Here is a 13947-nt window from a genome sequence, read left to right on the forward strand (position 1 = left end):
GAGAGGCTCTAGGGCCTCTCTTCAATTGGTTATAGATTAACCGTTAGACAGTATACTGATCCGGCGAAATACCGCTAGATGAGCTCCACAACGGTTTTGAAGCTTGCCGTGGCTCAGGATCGAGTTCGATTATGTCATCAAATATTGGCTTTAAGATAATTCCCTTAATCATGGCTTTACTGTTGTGTCGGCCTTTCTCAAAGCCTTTCTCCACCAGCCGTTTGGTCATGATATTACGGGTCATCTTCCAGTCACCATCACGCTCAGCCCACTTTCTAAAGGCATCATATAGCGTATCTGTATAGGTAAAATCCCCCTTACAGGTACATTCCTCAAGGAATATAGCGAGTAAGTCTGACTCATGGCGATACTCTGCGATTTCTGACTTTATCGAATTGGGAATCGAGGCTTTAATACCATCCTTTAGCCACATCTGAACGCCTTCTAGAGCCCAATTGAGGATACCTGAGAGTTCAGCATATAGCTTATCCATTAATCGTGGGTCCATCTGTTCCTGACTGAAACTCGCATTGAATGGAAGCATGATCATTCTTCGCCACATGCCGAGGCTCGTATCACGAATCACGGGCTTGTGGTTACCTATCATGATGAGTTTAAACTTCGGACGGTATTCTAATTCTACCTTGGCATAGAGTTGACGAGTGACAATCACATCATCACCGGTCATAGATTTCACTAGGTTTTCATTCATCCTAGAGCCTTCAGGTAATTCATTAGCCACAACAACACGACTACCAGCCAGCTTAACTAAGGATGGGTTAGGGCCTGTATTACCGTTATTGGTTTGCAGCAAAACACTACTATCGATCTGATGATAGTAACTTCCCATTAATCGCTGTATCACGTTCATAAAGGTGCTCTTACCATTACAACCATGACCGTGGAGGAAGAACAGTACTTGTTCGTCTGTTCGTCCGGTTAGCATGTAACCAACTATGCGTTGTAAAAACTTAGCGTATTCTTTGTCGCCACAGGTGATTTCATCAATGAACTGTAACCAACGAGGGCAACCAGCTGAGCTATCGAAATGAACATCCCCACAGCGGCTGATGTACATTTCTTTCTGTGCAGGTAATAGTTTTCCGTTAGCTAAGTCTAATACGCCATTGTTTACTCCAAGCAGCATAGGATTAGCATCGAAGCAGTTCGTAGATATCTGATTGCCTGACTTGAAGATTTCTAGCATATCCATCATTTTTTTACGATTAAGCGTCATTCGGCCAAATTTTTGTAATTGCTCTGCTTCAGCTAACTTAGTCTTATTTTTGGTTTGTATTGCTTCTTCTAACATACTACCAGCTTGATTGATAAGACGTTCTCCAACACATCGGGTATATTCAAGCTCCTTTCCGCTTGATGGAGCCCAATGTTTGCCATTAAAGTTAACTATGCTGTTAAGTTCTGGTACGTACATCATGCTGTCGTTGGTGATCGCTTTTAATCGGTCAGCATTACCCACATCATTCAGTGAGTCTTCGTTGAAGTTAGCCCAGATCTCGGGGATAGGTTCATCAGACACAGACACAGGGTTTGTCGAAGTGTTGTCATGCTTTACAGCAGGTTCACAGATCACTTCAACAGACTGCTGGCTTGCACCGTATTGATTAACCAGTTCCTCGAGTGATAAAGCATCTTCACGCCTTAAATAGTCGTCAATGTCCTTGCCTTGACCTTCTGGTAAGGTGACATGGACAAGTGACGGTAAATCAAGCTGAGCAAGCTTATCTCGATACTTATCACCCGCGGTATCACTATCGAAGAAGGTAACCACATCTCGATCTTGTAATTTTTCCTTAATCCACATTAGCTGTGCTTGGCTAATTTGTCCATTTGACGCCAGTACAGGGCCTCGCCATCCATGATCGACAAGAGCCAGTAGGTCAAATTCACCTTCGACAATCGCTACAGTGCCTTGGCGGTTCATAGTATGTTGCCCATAGAACTGGATATTGTTCAGCCAGAACAGTTTAGGAAGCTGACATATCACTTTTTTTGCAGGATCTTTGAGGGTAAAACGACAAATAGTTCCCGATTCATCATAATGCGGGAAGATATAGACCCCTTTAGGGAAAATATCATATGGGGATTGTGGACTCTCTTTGACGAGTCCTGAAGCGTATATCTCCTCAAGAGAGAAGCCACGATCAATAAGATAACGCCAAAGAGCCCCGTGTGAGTAACCAATTTCATAGTCAATCAGTACGTTTTGGCTTAGCTTTCGCTGAGTCATGATTGATTTAAGAGGGAGGCTCTTATCGTCCATCATCGGCTCAAAGTAATACTCCCAAGCGGCGATATACAGCGCTTGACGACGAGAAAATTGCTCAGTGGTAAGCTCAATTCTTTCTGCTTCCACCTCTGTTTTCTTGGGTCTTGGAGCCTGTATAACTGTTAATGCTTCAATCTCGTTTTGAATGAGCTTTTTTGCTGCATCTAAGAGATTCTCTGCAAATTCAAAATCAACGAGGAAATTAAAAATATCGCCATGAACTTCACATGAGAAGCAATGATAATGCTCATCTTCGGCATCTTGGCAAATTATCTTAAAACATCCTTTATGCCCACAGTTAGGGCACTCATCAGGCTCAAGCTGATAGATATCAGTCCCACATGATTTATAACTAGTGTTTAGAGCGGCTGATACTACCTCTGGTAAAGAAAAGTTGCCTTTTACTTCTGCAAAGTTGATGTACTTAGATGTTACTGGTTGATTTTCCGTGGTAAAACGAGTCTGTGATGTCATTTGGACATCTCCTAAACTGTGACCGTAGACTAAAATAATAATGAAGAAGTTAGTCTGTAATTGGCCATCGAGCTTTACTGAAGCTCTTCCCCGACTGGGTATTCTTTCCGTTTATCACCCAGTCGGGGCATTTCCTCTATGCTTAGTTAAATAACCGCTTATAGAGGTTGTTCCCATGCAATCCAGCGAGGGTTAGTTGTGGGGTGCTAATCAGCAACCCGGATTGTTCCAAGCGTTTAATATGCCTTCTTGCTGTTCTAATTGAGTAGCCACAGCGTTTGACTAAGGCTCTCGCAAGACTGACTTCTCCACCTAATAACCAGCCATCAATAATCGACATTCTGCTGATCTCATAAATTGTCTGTCCAAGCTGGTCATTGAACAACTCAAAGGGCAGGCGATAAGCAGCGTTATGGCAGCTGGCAACTGCTATAGAGTCTTCTGTGGTAACGTCTTCATTAAACATTTGGAACTCCCGTGGTGCCATGTATGTCACACCCTTATCTATAATTTAATGCTTTTATGTGAGAGTTCAATACCATGATTTCCCCGAAAATGGACAAATCCAAGATAGTGACGAATTATTGCGTATAAAGACCAACATTAATTTTTGTTAATGATTATTGTGTAGTGAATTTTAATATTGAAGTGGTGTTTGTAAGCAATGCAAGCATTCACTGGATAGGTCAATAGTTAGCTTTCCCCGTCTGATTCACTAACCTCCATCAACTGCCAATAAATCAGCAGACTGACTAAAGTATTTCTATTAACTTTTTCTATAGCTATTTTTAGAAAATCAATTAAAAATCAGCAAGTAAAAATAGTAAAACTGTCAAATAGGGCAATATTACTTGCATTTGATGGAGATTGAGTTGGCAGAAATCAGCAGCAAAATCGGCAGGGAGAAAATAGCAGTCGTCGAGCGGATAATTAGCCGCAAACTGTGAAATAACAACTGTTCACTCAAAGGGATGATTGGTAGACTCTCGGCACTTTTTGTTATTGTTTTTATAGAGCTGCTCACAGAATAAACAAAGCAGCCAACAGGGTCATCATGGAACATATCAGTATCAGTTCTCTTGCCAGTTTCATCTGGTCAGTTGCCGACCTTCTTCGCGGCGATTTCAAACAGTCTCAATATGGTCGTATTATCCTGCCGTTTACTGTGTTACGTCGCCTCGAATGCGTATTAGAAGCCACCAAAGACAATGTACTTGCTCAAGCTGAGGCCACAAAAGCATTACCCGAGAATGCCCGTGAGAAACTGCTGCTGAATGCGGCGGGGCACAACTTCTATAACGCATCACCGCTTAACCTCAATCGTCTCGGTGAGAACAATACGGGTGATAACCTTGACGCCTATGTGCGAGCCTTCTCAAAGGATGCAAGGGAAATCTTCGAACACTTCAATTTCGTCAACACTATCTACGGCCTTGACGATGCCAACATTCTCTACCAAGTAGTGAAAAAGTTCCGCGAGGTTGACCTGTCACCCGACTCTGTAGACAACTACCATATGGGCTTAGTGTTTGAAGAGCTTATCCGCCGCTTTGCCGAGAGTTCTAACGAGACAGCAGGGGAACACTTCACCCCTAGAGATATCGTGCGTTTGACCACTTCCTTAGTATTTAGCGGTGACGATGTGGCCCTGACTAAGCCCGGTGTTGTGCGTTCAATCTACGACCCCACAGCGGGGACGGGTGGCTTCTTATCATCGGGGATGGAATATCTCAAAGAAATCAATGAGAACGCCCGTTTAGCCACCTATGGCCAAGAGTTAAACCCTGAGTCATACGCCATCTGTAAAGCCGATATGCTGATCAAAGGGCAGGACATCAGCAACATTAAGCTCGGTAATACCCTGTCGGATGACCAACTCGAATTTGACCGTTTCGATTACTGTCTGTCAAACCCACCCTTTGGCGTGGACTGGAAGAAAGTCGAAAAACGCATTAACGATGAGCGTAAGCTCAAAGGCTTTAATGGTCGCTTTGGTGCTGGCTTGCCTCGCGTGTCTGACGGTTCCTTGCTGTTCCTGATGCACCTTATCAGCAAAATGAAGCCCGTAAGCGATAAATCCGAAGGCAGCCGCATTGGTATTATCCTCAATGGCTCACCGTTATTTACCGGAGGAGCGGGCAGCGGCGAGAGTGAGATCCGCCGTTATATTCTGGAGCGAGACCTACTCGATGCCCTTATCGCACTACCGACCGATATGTTCTATAACACTGGCATTGCGACCTATATTTGGGTGCTGTCAAACCATAAGCCAGCGGAACGTAAAGGCAAGGTATTGCTTATCAACGCCAGCGATATGCACTTCAGTATGCGTAAATCCCTTGGTAGCAAACGTAAGTTCCTCGACGATGATGCAATTAGCACTATTGTCGATCTCTATAGCCGTTATGAGCAAAGCCCCATCGCCAAGATTTTCAACACCACTGACTTTGGCTATCGCCGTATCACTGTTGAGCGGCCATTAAAGTTAGCCCTTTATCCCCATGATGCAGAGCGGCTCAATAGTCTTCAGCAGCAAAATGCGTGGGCAAAATTGAATGATGATCTACAGCAAGGTATTTTGTCTGCTTTAACTGCTATGCCACAGGACCAATACCTGTCCCGCGACATTTTCAAAAAGGCATTTAGCAAGGCATTTGCTTCTGTGTCCACCAGCAAGCTACCTGCTACCTGCTACCGTGCTAAAGCTGATTTTCAGCAATCTAGGCGAGCAGGATGATACCGCTGAAATATGTCAGACCAAGGGTGAGCCAGAGCCTGCCACAGAGCTAAGGGATAACGAAAACGTACCGCTCAATGAGGATATTGAGGCTTACTTCAAACGGGAAGTATTGCCCCATGTGCCCGATGCGTGGATTGATACCAGCAAAACTGACCCGCTCGACGGTAAGGTCGGGCTGGTGGGCTATGAGATCCCCTTTAACCGCCATTTCTATCAGTACCAGCCTCCACGCTCATTAGAAGCAATTGATGCCGATCTGGATGCCGTAGCTAAGGATATTATGCAGCTATTGGCGGAGGTGCATTCGTGATCTTTTTGATTATCAGTCAACCGACACCTTGGGGGCGAGTATGAGCGACAAGTATGTGGCTTATCCTGAGTACAAAGACTCTGGTGTCGGCTTTTTGAATAAGCTTCCCTTTTCGTGGGGTATTAAGAAAGTTAATTATCTGTTTTCATTTGGCCGAGGCTTAAACATTACTAAAGCTAATCTTGAGGATAGCGGCGTTCCTGTTGTCAACTATGGTGAAGTTCATTCAAAGTTTGGCTTCGAGATTAATCCTGATATTCACAATTTGAAGCGAGTAAGCGAGGATTACTTAAAGACAACTCCGGCCGCTTTATTGCAGAACGGTGACTTTGTATTTGCTGATACATCAGAAGATTTGGATGGGGCGGGTAATTTCACTCAGTTTGTTGGTAATGGGCTGTTATTCGCAGGCTATCACACTGTAGTTCTTCGTCCTAATGACGGTAATGTGAGCCGATATCTTGCCTATGCATTTGAATCGACCGAGTGCAGAAATCAAATTAGATTGGCTGTGAAAGGAGTTAAGGTATTTAGCATTACTCAAAGTATATTGAAAGATGTAATGCTACCGATGCCACCACCTGAAGAACAGATAATCATAGCCGCCTTCCTCGACTACGAAACCGCCAGAATTGACCAGTTGATAGCAAAGCAGCAGAGGCTGATAGAACTGCTCAAAGAGAAACGCCAAGCCGTGCTCTCCCACGCCGTCACTAAAGGTCTCAACCCAGATGCCCCCATGAAAGACTCCGGCGTCGAGTGGCTCGGCCAAGTGCCAGAGCATTGGACAGTTAGTCGCGTTAAGTATGTATCGAGTGTTAGTGGGGGCTTTGCATTTAGCAGCGATGATTTCGTCGATTCTGGGATACAGTTGATCAAAATAGGAAACTTGTATCAAAGTCGATTGCAATTAGAACGTGACCCCACGTTCCTACCAATAGGATTTTCTAAAAGTCATGCAGTTTTTAAAGTTTCCAAGGGTGATTTGCTAATGTCATTAACGGGAACTTTAGGGAAGCGTGATTATGGTTTTGCGGTTAGGTACGATGCAGATGAAGATTCGTTACTAAACCAACGTGTAGCAAAGTTCAATCTTAATCAATCAAAAATCAACCCTGATTTTATGCTGTTGCTACTGTTGTCAGACAGTTATTTAAGTCAAATCTACTCAATGCCTTCAGGAACTAAGCAAGCAAATTTATCTAACTCCGATGTATTATCGCCCTTGATTTGCTATCCATCTCAATTAAATGAGCAAGAAAGCATCGTTAAACACGTTTATGACTCAGTGTCGAAGATAGACCTGCTAACCAGTAAAACTATTCAAGTTATTGATTTTATGAATGAAAGAAGATATTCCCTTATCTCAGCCGCCGTAACAGGGAAAATAGACCTTAGAAATTGGGAACGACCCAATGCATAACGACTTAAGTGTGCTAAGTCATGATGTTGTTGATTGGGCTACTGTCCAAGAGGTTAACCAAGTGATGGACCAATATTTGAGTGCTTTGGTTAAACTCGAGCAACTACAAGCGGAGTCTAATAACCTGCTTCCAAGTGGCCCAATGAATGTGGGTAAAATTGGAGAGTATTTTGCCTATGTTTGCTTACGTCATTGCAATCCTGATGCTGAAGTATTCTATGGTAAGGCAACTGAAAAATCGTGGGATATCGCTGTCAGAACCGAAAAGGAAGTCTTTAAATATCAAGTAAAAACTTCTAGGATTGGTAAAAGCCCTGCAAGGGTAACACATTTGGAAAAGGGGTTTGATTATTTGCTGGTCATTCTTCTTGGTGAAGACTATTTCCCCGAAGATGCTTTTTTGCTTACAAATGATTTTGACTTTGGGTACATAACGTCGTTTACGATTCCATGCCGAGGCCGCAAAGGCTCTAAGATTTTTCAATCACATGGAAAATGCATTCGAAACGATTTATTAGACAGTATGGCAGACCACTTTTGACCAGAAAGTGGAGAATGGAACCAACATTGATGACTGACAACAGCTACCTTGTTTCGCTTAGAGCAAAATTAAGCAGCTATCAGGTTGAGATGGTTGAAGTTAGCTCATTAATTAGCCAGCGTTCACTATCTGAAATAGAAAATCGAGCGGCTGAGCGACTGGTGCAACTACTGCTAGTGAGTTGTATTAGTGTGGCCAAGCATTGGGTTAAGGCGATTACGGGGGATTGCCCGAAAGATGCCTATCAAGCATTTGAGTGCCTAAATGAGAAGAAAAGTAGGGGTAATGCCTTACCTATGCCGAGCTTAGAATATTGGGGGAAGTTGATTGAGCTTAGGGACGACCTAATCCATCAATCACAGGATCTTGACCCTAAGATAATCCCCAATATGATTGCTCGAAACGAGACCGAAGCTCTCTTTAACTTTGTCCATCAAGGTATTAATTGGTTAGCACAACAGGAGAAACAAGCCCTATGAGCATGGATGCGAAAGCCCGTGAGAAAGCTTTTCAGGACTATATCATTCAAGCATTGCTAAATCAGGGATGGTTATTGGGGGATTCTGCCCATTACGACCGTGAACGTGCCTTATACCCTGAAGACGTACTCGCTTACGTGCAGCAAAGCCAACCTGAAGCATGGGATAAATACGCCAAGATTTATCCGCAAGAAACCGAAAAACATCTACTCAATGCGGTGGTTAGGCATTTAGACCATGCCGATAAAGGTACGCTATGGCTATTACGTAATCACCTTGAAGACCGTGGTGCCAGACTTCGTTTAGCCACCTTTATGCCTGATCATGGGCTGAACCCTGAGTTACTGAGCCGTTATCACGCCAATCGCTTACGGGTGGTGCCTGAGCTGGTGTACAGCCCTAATGGTTATGATGGCCGTTTAGATCTCACCTTATTTGTTAATGGCTTACCCGTTGCGACCTTAGAGCTCAAGTCGTGCTTTAAGCAAAGCCTTGAGAATGCCAAGCAGCAGTACCGTAAAGATCGCCAAGTCAAAACTGGTAACAAGGATGAGCCGCTACTGAAGTTTCGCCGTGGGGCATTAGTGCATTTTGCAGTGAATCAGTTTGAAGTTGCGATGACGACCAAGCTGGCTGGCGAAAACACTTACTTTTTGCCCTTTAACAAGGGGACGAAAGCAGGTGGTGCGGGGAACGAACAGCCCGAAAATGGCCAAGGATTTGCCACCGAATATCTATGGGATGAAATATTTTCACCGGATAACTGGTTGCGAATTTTAGGGCGTTATATTCACCTTGAAGTAAAGCGCGAAGAGGACGCCCTAGGCCGAGTCACTAAAAAAGAAACCATGATATTTCCCCGCTATCACCAGTGGCATGTAGTGCAAAAGCTATTGTCACAGGTTGAGCAAGAAGGGACTGGCCAAAAGTACCTTATTCAGCATTCGGCAGGTTCGGGTAAGTCTAACTCGATTGCTTGGCTAACCCACCAGCTCGCCTCGTTATATGACCATGGTGGCAATAAAATCTTTAAGTCGGTGATTGTGATTACTGACAGAACAGTACTCGATAGCCAGCTACAAGAAACCATCTCGCAATTTGAGCATGCTGAAGGGGTGATTAGCCGGATTAACCGCGATGAAGGTGATGGCAGTAAATCGGCACAGTTAGCCGCTTCGCTGACAAGTGGTACACCGATTATTGTGGTGACGATTCAGACCTTCCCTTATGTGCTAAAGGCGATTCAAGAAGCCACCAGCTTAAAGGATTGTACCTTTGCGGTAATTGCCGATGAGGCCCATTCGAGCCAAAGCGGCAGCACGGCAAGACAACTGCGTGAAGTGTTGATGGCCGAGCAGCTTGAGGATAATGAAGAACTCAGTGCTGAAGATGTAATGAACATGACGCTAGCCGCCCGTGGTGGCAGCAAAAACATCAGCTACTTTGCCTTTACGGCAACCCCAAAGGGTAAGACGTTAGAGTTATTTGGGCGGCCAGAAAACCCAATGATGCCGCTAAGCGACGACAACAAACCCAAGCCTTTTGATGTGTACAGTATGCGACAGGCAATTGAGGAGAACTATATCCTCGATGTGCTGCGTAACTACACCAGTTACAGTTTGGCTTATCGGATGGCGATGGCAGGCGGTAATGCCGAGCAGGAAGTCGATAGCAAAAAAGCCAAGAAAACCCTTAACCGTTGGATGCGGCTGCACCCACATAACATAGGTCAAAAGGTGCAAGTGATAGTTGAGCACTTTAAGGCAAATGTGGCTCATTTACTCAATCATCAAGCCAAAGCGATGGTGGTAACTAGCAGTCGCCTTGAAGCCGTTAAGTATAAGCTCGCATTTGATAAATACGTTAAGGAACAAGGCTATCACAAGATAAAGGCGATGGTGGCCTTTTCGGGTGAAGTGATTGACCCTGACACTGCTCTTGGACATACCGAACGGAGCATGAATCCAGATCTTAATGGTCAAGATATGCGTAAAGCATTCGATACCGATGGCTACCAACTGATGCTGGTGGCGAATAAATTTCAAACGGGTTTCGACCAGCCAAAACTCTGTGCTATGTACGTGGACAAAAAGTTAACTGGTGTGGATTGTATTCAGACACTCTCGCGGCTTAACCGGACTTATCCGGGCAAGGACCGTACCTTCGTACTCGACTTTGTGAATGAGCCGCAGGAAGTATTGGAAGAGTTCCAAAAGTATTACGAAACGGCAGAGCTTGAGACTGCGTCAGATCCTAACTTAGTGTATGACCTGAAGCACAAACTGGTGAATGAAAGCATATTTCTTTGGAGTGAAGTCGAAGCCTTTGCAGGCTGTTACTTCGACCCTAAACGGGGCACCGATTATATGCTGCATTATCTTGCTCCGGCGAGAGACCGTTTCCGTAAACGCTATATGCTGGCCACCGATGCCTTAAGAATCGCTAAGCAGCAACTCAAGCAGATAAAGCAGGCAGGAACAGACGTTGATAAAGCGAATGCTGAGAAACGTGTTGCCGAAGCGGAAGAGGCTAGAAATCAGTTGGTGATGTTCAAGAAGGACCTTAACAGCTATATCCGCTTCTACGAGTTTGCCTCGCAGATAACCCAGTTTGATGCTATCGACTTAGAGCAGCTCAGTACCTTTGCTAAACATCTACTGCCATTGCTGCGAGAAGAGGCGTTGGAAGATGATGAGATTGACCTTGATGGATTGGTTCTTAGCCATTACCAGTTGAAGGAGAAACGGACTCAAGACTTAGAGCTTAGGGAAGGCAGAGGTGAAGGACTTGATGGGATTACAGGGTTAGGTAGTGCGACGCCTAAGAAAGACAAAAAGGACTTTCTCTCTGAAATCCTTGCCAAGATGAATGATCTATTTGGCGAAGGTATTACCGATGGGGACAAGTTAGATTGGCTCCATGGCATGGCGAGTAAAATTGCTGAAGATAAGGTCGTGATGGACCAGATCCACAACAATGACCGTAAATCCATTATGCAGGGGGACTTCCCTAAAGCGGCCGATCAAGCTGTTATTGAACGAATGGACATTCAGCATGGGATGTCGATGGATTATCTTGCTCGCCCCGAAGCGGCCAAAGCTATCCAAAATATTCTGCTGGATATCTTGCTTAAAGGACTAGGGCGAGAATTGAGAAGTTAGTGATTGTTCCTAATAAGAGTGCTTTATAGAAGACTGGGAGCTATATCGTGGAAAAACTGAAGTGTGCAATTTGTAACGAAGCAATCGCCAAGAATAACTTGTGGAAACACCTAGTAAATGTTCATCATTGGTCCGTGCTGGTATCGCCTACAACTTCAGTTATCACCCAAACTTCACCAGTATTTTCTAATGGAACCGAGCCTATTTCAGTAAAACAACAGAAAAAAAATCCTAACAAAATATCACCTGATGATAACTTGATCGCTTGGGCTAAAAAACAACCAGTGCTAAGTCAGCATAGTAAGTCATATCATGAGTTGTTAAAGAAACCGCTATCATATTTAGTTGATGAACAAGTCAGGCTCACTACGATAATAAAGACCAAGAAAACAGAAGTCGAAAAAGAATTACAGCTGAAAAGGTTAGTTCTCATTAGCCATGCCTTAGAACATCTTCAAAAACAACTTCAGAAGAAACAGAAAGCAAAATCAAGGGCAAAAGCCCTCACTGATCTAAATCGTCAATTGGGTGTCAAAGCCTATAACTCAAGTTCAGATTTAATGGATCAGTATAGAGGCGGGAATAGATTGGTTTGTTCTGGTGGCTTACCAAGTCTTGGTAAAAAGAAGTGATTCAGAATGCGGTTTTAGAGACTCACCTTCAACCTTTGTGGGTGAGTCTGTCTAAGGTTCGTATCACATTATCTGTCTGGATAATCACCATACCAATAGTTAACGCTAAGCCATTCCCCAAAAGCCTGAAAATGGACTAGCTGCCTGACTATCCAGTGCATATATGGTAGATGTTCTCTAGGATGAGTCGCGTATAGATTACCATCCCTTGTGATTGAGATAGTCTCAGGGGTAAAACCTTTCTCAATGAGAAATGCTTTAATAGCATCTTGATCTCTAAAGCTCCCTGCACCCATTGCCACCTCTCCTTGAAGGTGCATCATCTTCTGATCTGTACCTCGTTTATCAGGGACAATCTCGACTGTAAAGAAGAGGCTATTGTTTTTGATGGCTTCGTTAATCTGATGATCTCTTGTTTCTGGCGTAAATCGACCTTCAACAAGCAAAAGGGGGTAGGTTAAGACTAATTCGTCGTACATGATTTTTTCTCCGATTGAACTTTCAATGGGGCAGTATTTGTCACCCCCTATATTTCTATTTTAAGCGTTGGGTGATGGTGCCAACTGACTTATACCGTCATTTTTTATCACGAATTAAGGCATAAGAAACTTGATGTAAATCAACTGCACAGGAAACATATATGCCTATTTCAACATTAACCCATTGTAATCAACTCGACTCTTCAGACTCAGTTATCAGGGAAGCCATTGCTATCTTGGAGAGTCGCTACACCCTGCAAGCTAATCCGCAGGCATTCACCTCTCCACAACTGGTAAAAGACTATCTTCGACTGAAAATGGCTGGATACGAGCGGGAGGTATTTGCGGTATTGCTACTGGATAGCCAGCACCGTTTGATTAGTTGTGAAGAACTCTTTTTCGGCACGATAGATGCCGCCTCAGTATATCCTCGTGAGGTGATAAAAATAGTTCTGCATAGAAACGCCGCTGCCGTGATATTCGCCCACAACCATCCCTCAGGCATGCCTGAACCCTCAGAGGCCGATAAACGCATTACAGAGCGTTTAAAGACAGCCTTGGCAACTATTGATGTATCAGCGTTAGACCATTTTGTTGTTGGTCATCAAGATGTCGTTTCGTTTGCTGAAAGGGGATGGTTATGAATACGCCAACGGCAACTGAACAGCCTATTCAGATTGACCTTCAGTCAGGAAGGAAACTACTACCTATCACGCTTAGTTTGGCCCAGATCCTCAAACGATTGCTGGTGGATGCTAACAAACCAATCAATAGTAAAGCCGTTACGATTAACTTCCGTGATCCTAGCTATTCTGCTGAGTCTGGTGGCTTTCATCCGGTCGAAATCCGTTTGGAATATTCATCAACCACCAGCATGTGGCAATTCTGCTATATCACTGACTTTGCCTATCAGGGACGTTACTACCCAGAATTAGAGAAGGACATCGACTTCAACTTTGCAGAGGCTTCAGGGTATCAGGCTTATGTTGGTCATCATCCGTTAAGCCACTTCAGCGGCCTATACCGGCTATGGGAAGCCAACTTCAGAAGCTATCTGGTAGATGATCTCTACCAAATAACCATCAACTGGGATTAACCCGCAAACACCATTAAGGCGGCCAGCGTTTCACTACATGGGTTCATGTGGTGGGCATTCGGCTGCCTGAACGACAATCAGGAAGGAGAAACATCATTAACGAGTTACTAAAAAAGGTCGCTAAAGCTGCACTGCTGACCATAGTGCCGATCCTCATCCAAGCCTTCGCTGAGCGTTATCTTTCAGATGAAGAACCTTGGGCAAACATTGATGTTGATGAAGATCAAAAATCTGAATAACACATTGTTTTCATAACCAATAAACCAAGGCCATGTGACACGGTCGTAAACACATCAATAACCGTGTCACATGGGTTGTTTTG

11 protein-coding genes and 1 pseudogene are annotated in these 13947 nt (G+C 44.1%); 9 read left to right on the top strand and 3 right to left on the bottom strand.

The window, feature by feature from the left end; genetic code table 11:
• Positions 1-43 precede the first annotated feature (43 nt).
• Both L5L94_RS02515 and L5L94_RS02520 read right to left on the bottom strand, forming a co-directional pair.
• Positions 44-2764: a phage/plasmid primase, P4 family gene (locus L5L94_RS02515; RefSeq protein ID WP_263160979.1), complete on the bottom strand. Its 2721-nt coding sequence runs from the start codon at positions 2762-2764 to the stop codon at positions 44-46.
• Positions 2765-2906: 142 nt separating this feature from the next.
• Entirely contained in the window at positions 2907-3230 is a 324-nt protein-coding gene (locus L5L94_RS02520) for a helix-turn-helix domain-containing protein (RefSeq protein WP_263160981.1), read from the bottom strand.
• A 588-nt stretch (positions 3231-3818) separates the two neighbouring features.
• Here L5L94_RS02520 and L5L94_RS02525 point away from each other — a divergent pair.
• The 6 genes and pseudogenes from L5L94_RS02525 to L5L94_RS02550 all read left to right on the top strand — a co-directional run bounded on the left by L5L94_RS02525 (position 3819) and on the right by L5L94_RS02550 (position 12050).
• A pseudogene (locus L5L94_RS02525) lies at positions 3819-5814 on the top strand (N-6 DNA methylase).
• 40 nt (positions 5815-5854) lie between these two features.
• Complete coding sequence (locus L5L94_RS02530) at positions 5855-7237, top strand: restriction endonuclease subunit S (protein ID WP_263160983.1); 1383 nt, start codon at positions 5855-5857, stop codon at positions 7235-7237.
• A complete protein-coding gene (locus L5L94_RS02535) occupies positions 7230-7778 on the top strand; it encodes a hypothetical protein (RefSeq protein ID WP_263160985.1) in 549 nt (182 codons plus the stop codon). Before L5L94_RS02530 ends, L5L94_RS02535 begins: the two co-directional genes overlap by 8 nt.
• A 29-nt stretch (positions 7779-7807) precedes the next feature.
• A complete protein-coding gene (locus L5L94_RS02540; protein WP_263160987.1) occupies positions 7808-8257 on the top strand; it encodes a HepT-like ribonuclease domain-containing protein in 450 nt (149 codons plus the stop codon).
• Entirely contained in the window at positions 8254-11418 is a 3165-nt protein-coding gene (locus L5L94_RS02545; RefSeq protein WP_263160989.1) for a type I restriction endonuclease subunit R, read from the top strand. Before L5L94_RS02540 ends, L5L94_RS02545 begins: the two co-directional genes overlap by 4 nt.
• Before the next feature lie 47 nt (positions 11419-11465).
• On the top strand, positions 11466-12050 hold the full coding sequence (locus L5L94_RS02550; protein WP_259482699.1) for a hypothetical protein: 585 nt from the start codon (positions 11466-11468) through the stop codon (positions 12048-12050).
• A gap of 68 nt (positions 12051-12118) precedes the next feature.
• Here L5L94_RS02550 and L5L94_RS02555 read toward each other — a convergent pair whose 3' ends face one another.
• Positions 12119-12529, bottom strand: a complete 411-nt coding sequence (locus tag L5L94_RS02555) for a hypothetical protein (protein WP_263160991.1) — start codon at positions 12527-12529, stop codon at positions 12119-12121.
• A gap of 161 nt (positions 12530-12690) precedes the next feature.
• Here L5L94_RS02555 and radC point away from each other — a divergent pair, with 161 nt between their 5' ends.
• The 3 genes from radC to L5L94_RS02570 are packed head-to-tail and all read left to right on the top strand — an operon-like array spanning position 12691 to position 13864.
• Entirely contained in the window at positions 12691-13173 is a 483-nt protein-coding gene (gene radC / locus L5L94_RS02560; protein ID WP_263160992.1) for a RadC family protein, read from the top strand.
• A complete protein-coding gene (locus L5L94_RS02565; protein WP_105252319.1) occupies positions 13170-13625 on the top strand; it encodes a DUF2787 domain-containing protein in 456 nt (151 codons plus the stop codon). The genes radC and L5L94_RS02565 overlap by 4 nt, the downstream gene beginning before the upstream one ends.
• A 50-nt stretch (positions 13626-13675) precedes the next feature.
• A complete protein-coding gene (locus L5L94_RS02570) occupies positions 13676-13864 on the top strand; it encodes a hypothetical protein (protein ID WP_263160994.1) in 189 nt (62 codons plus the stop codon).
• The last annotated feature ends 83 nt before the right edge of the window (positions 13865-13947 follow it).

Origin of the sequence: Shewanella sp. SM21 (assembly GCF_025654335.1) — a bacterium.
Classification (GTDB): domain Bacteria; phylum Pseudomonadota; class Gammaproteobacteria; order Enterobacterales; family Shewanellaceae; genus Shewanella; species Shewanella oncorhynchi.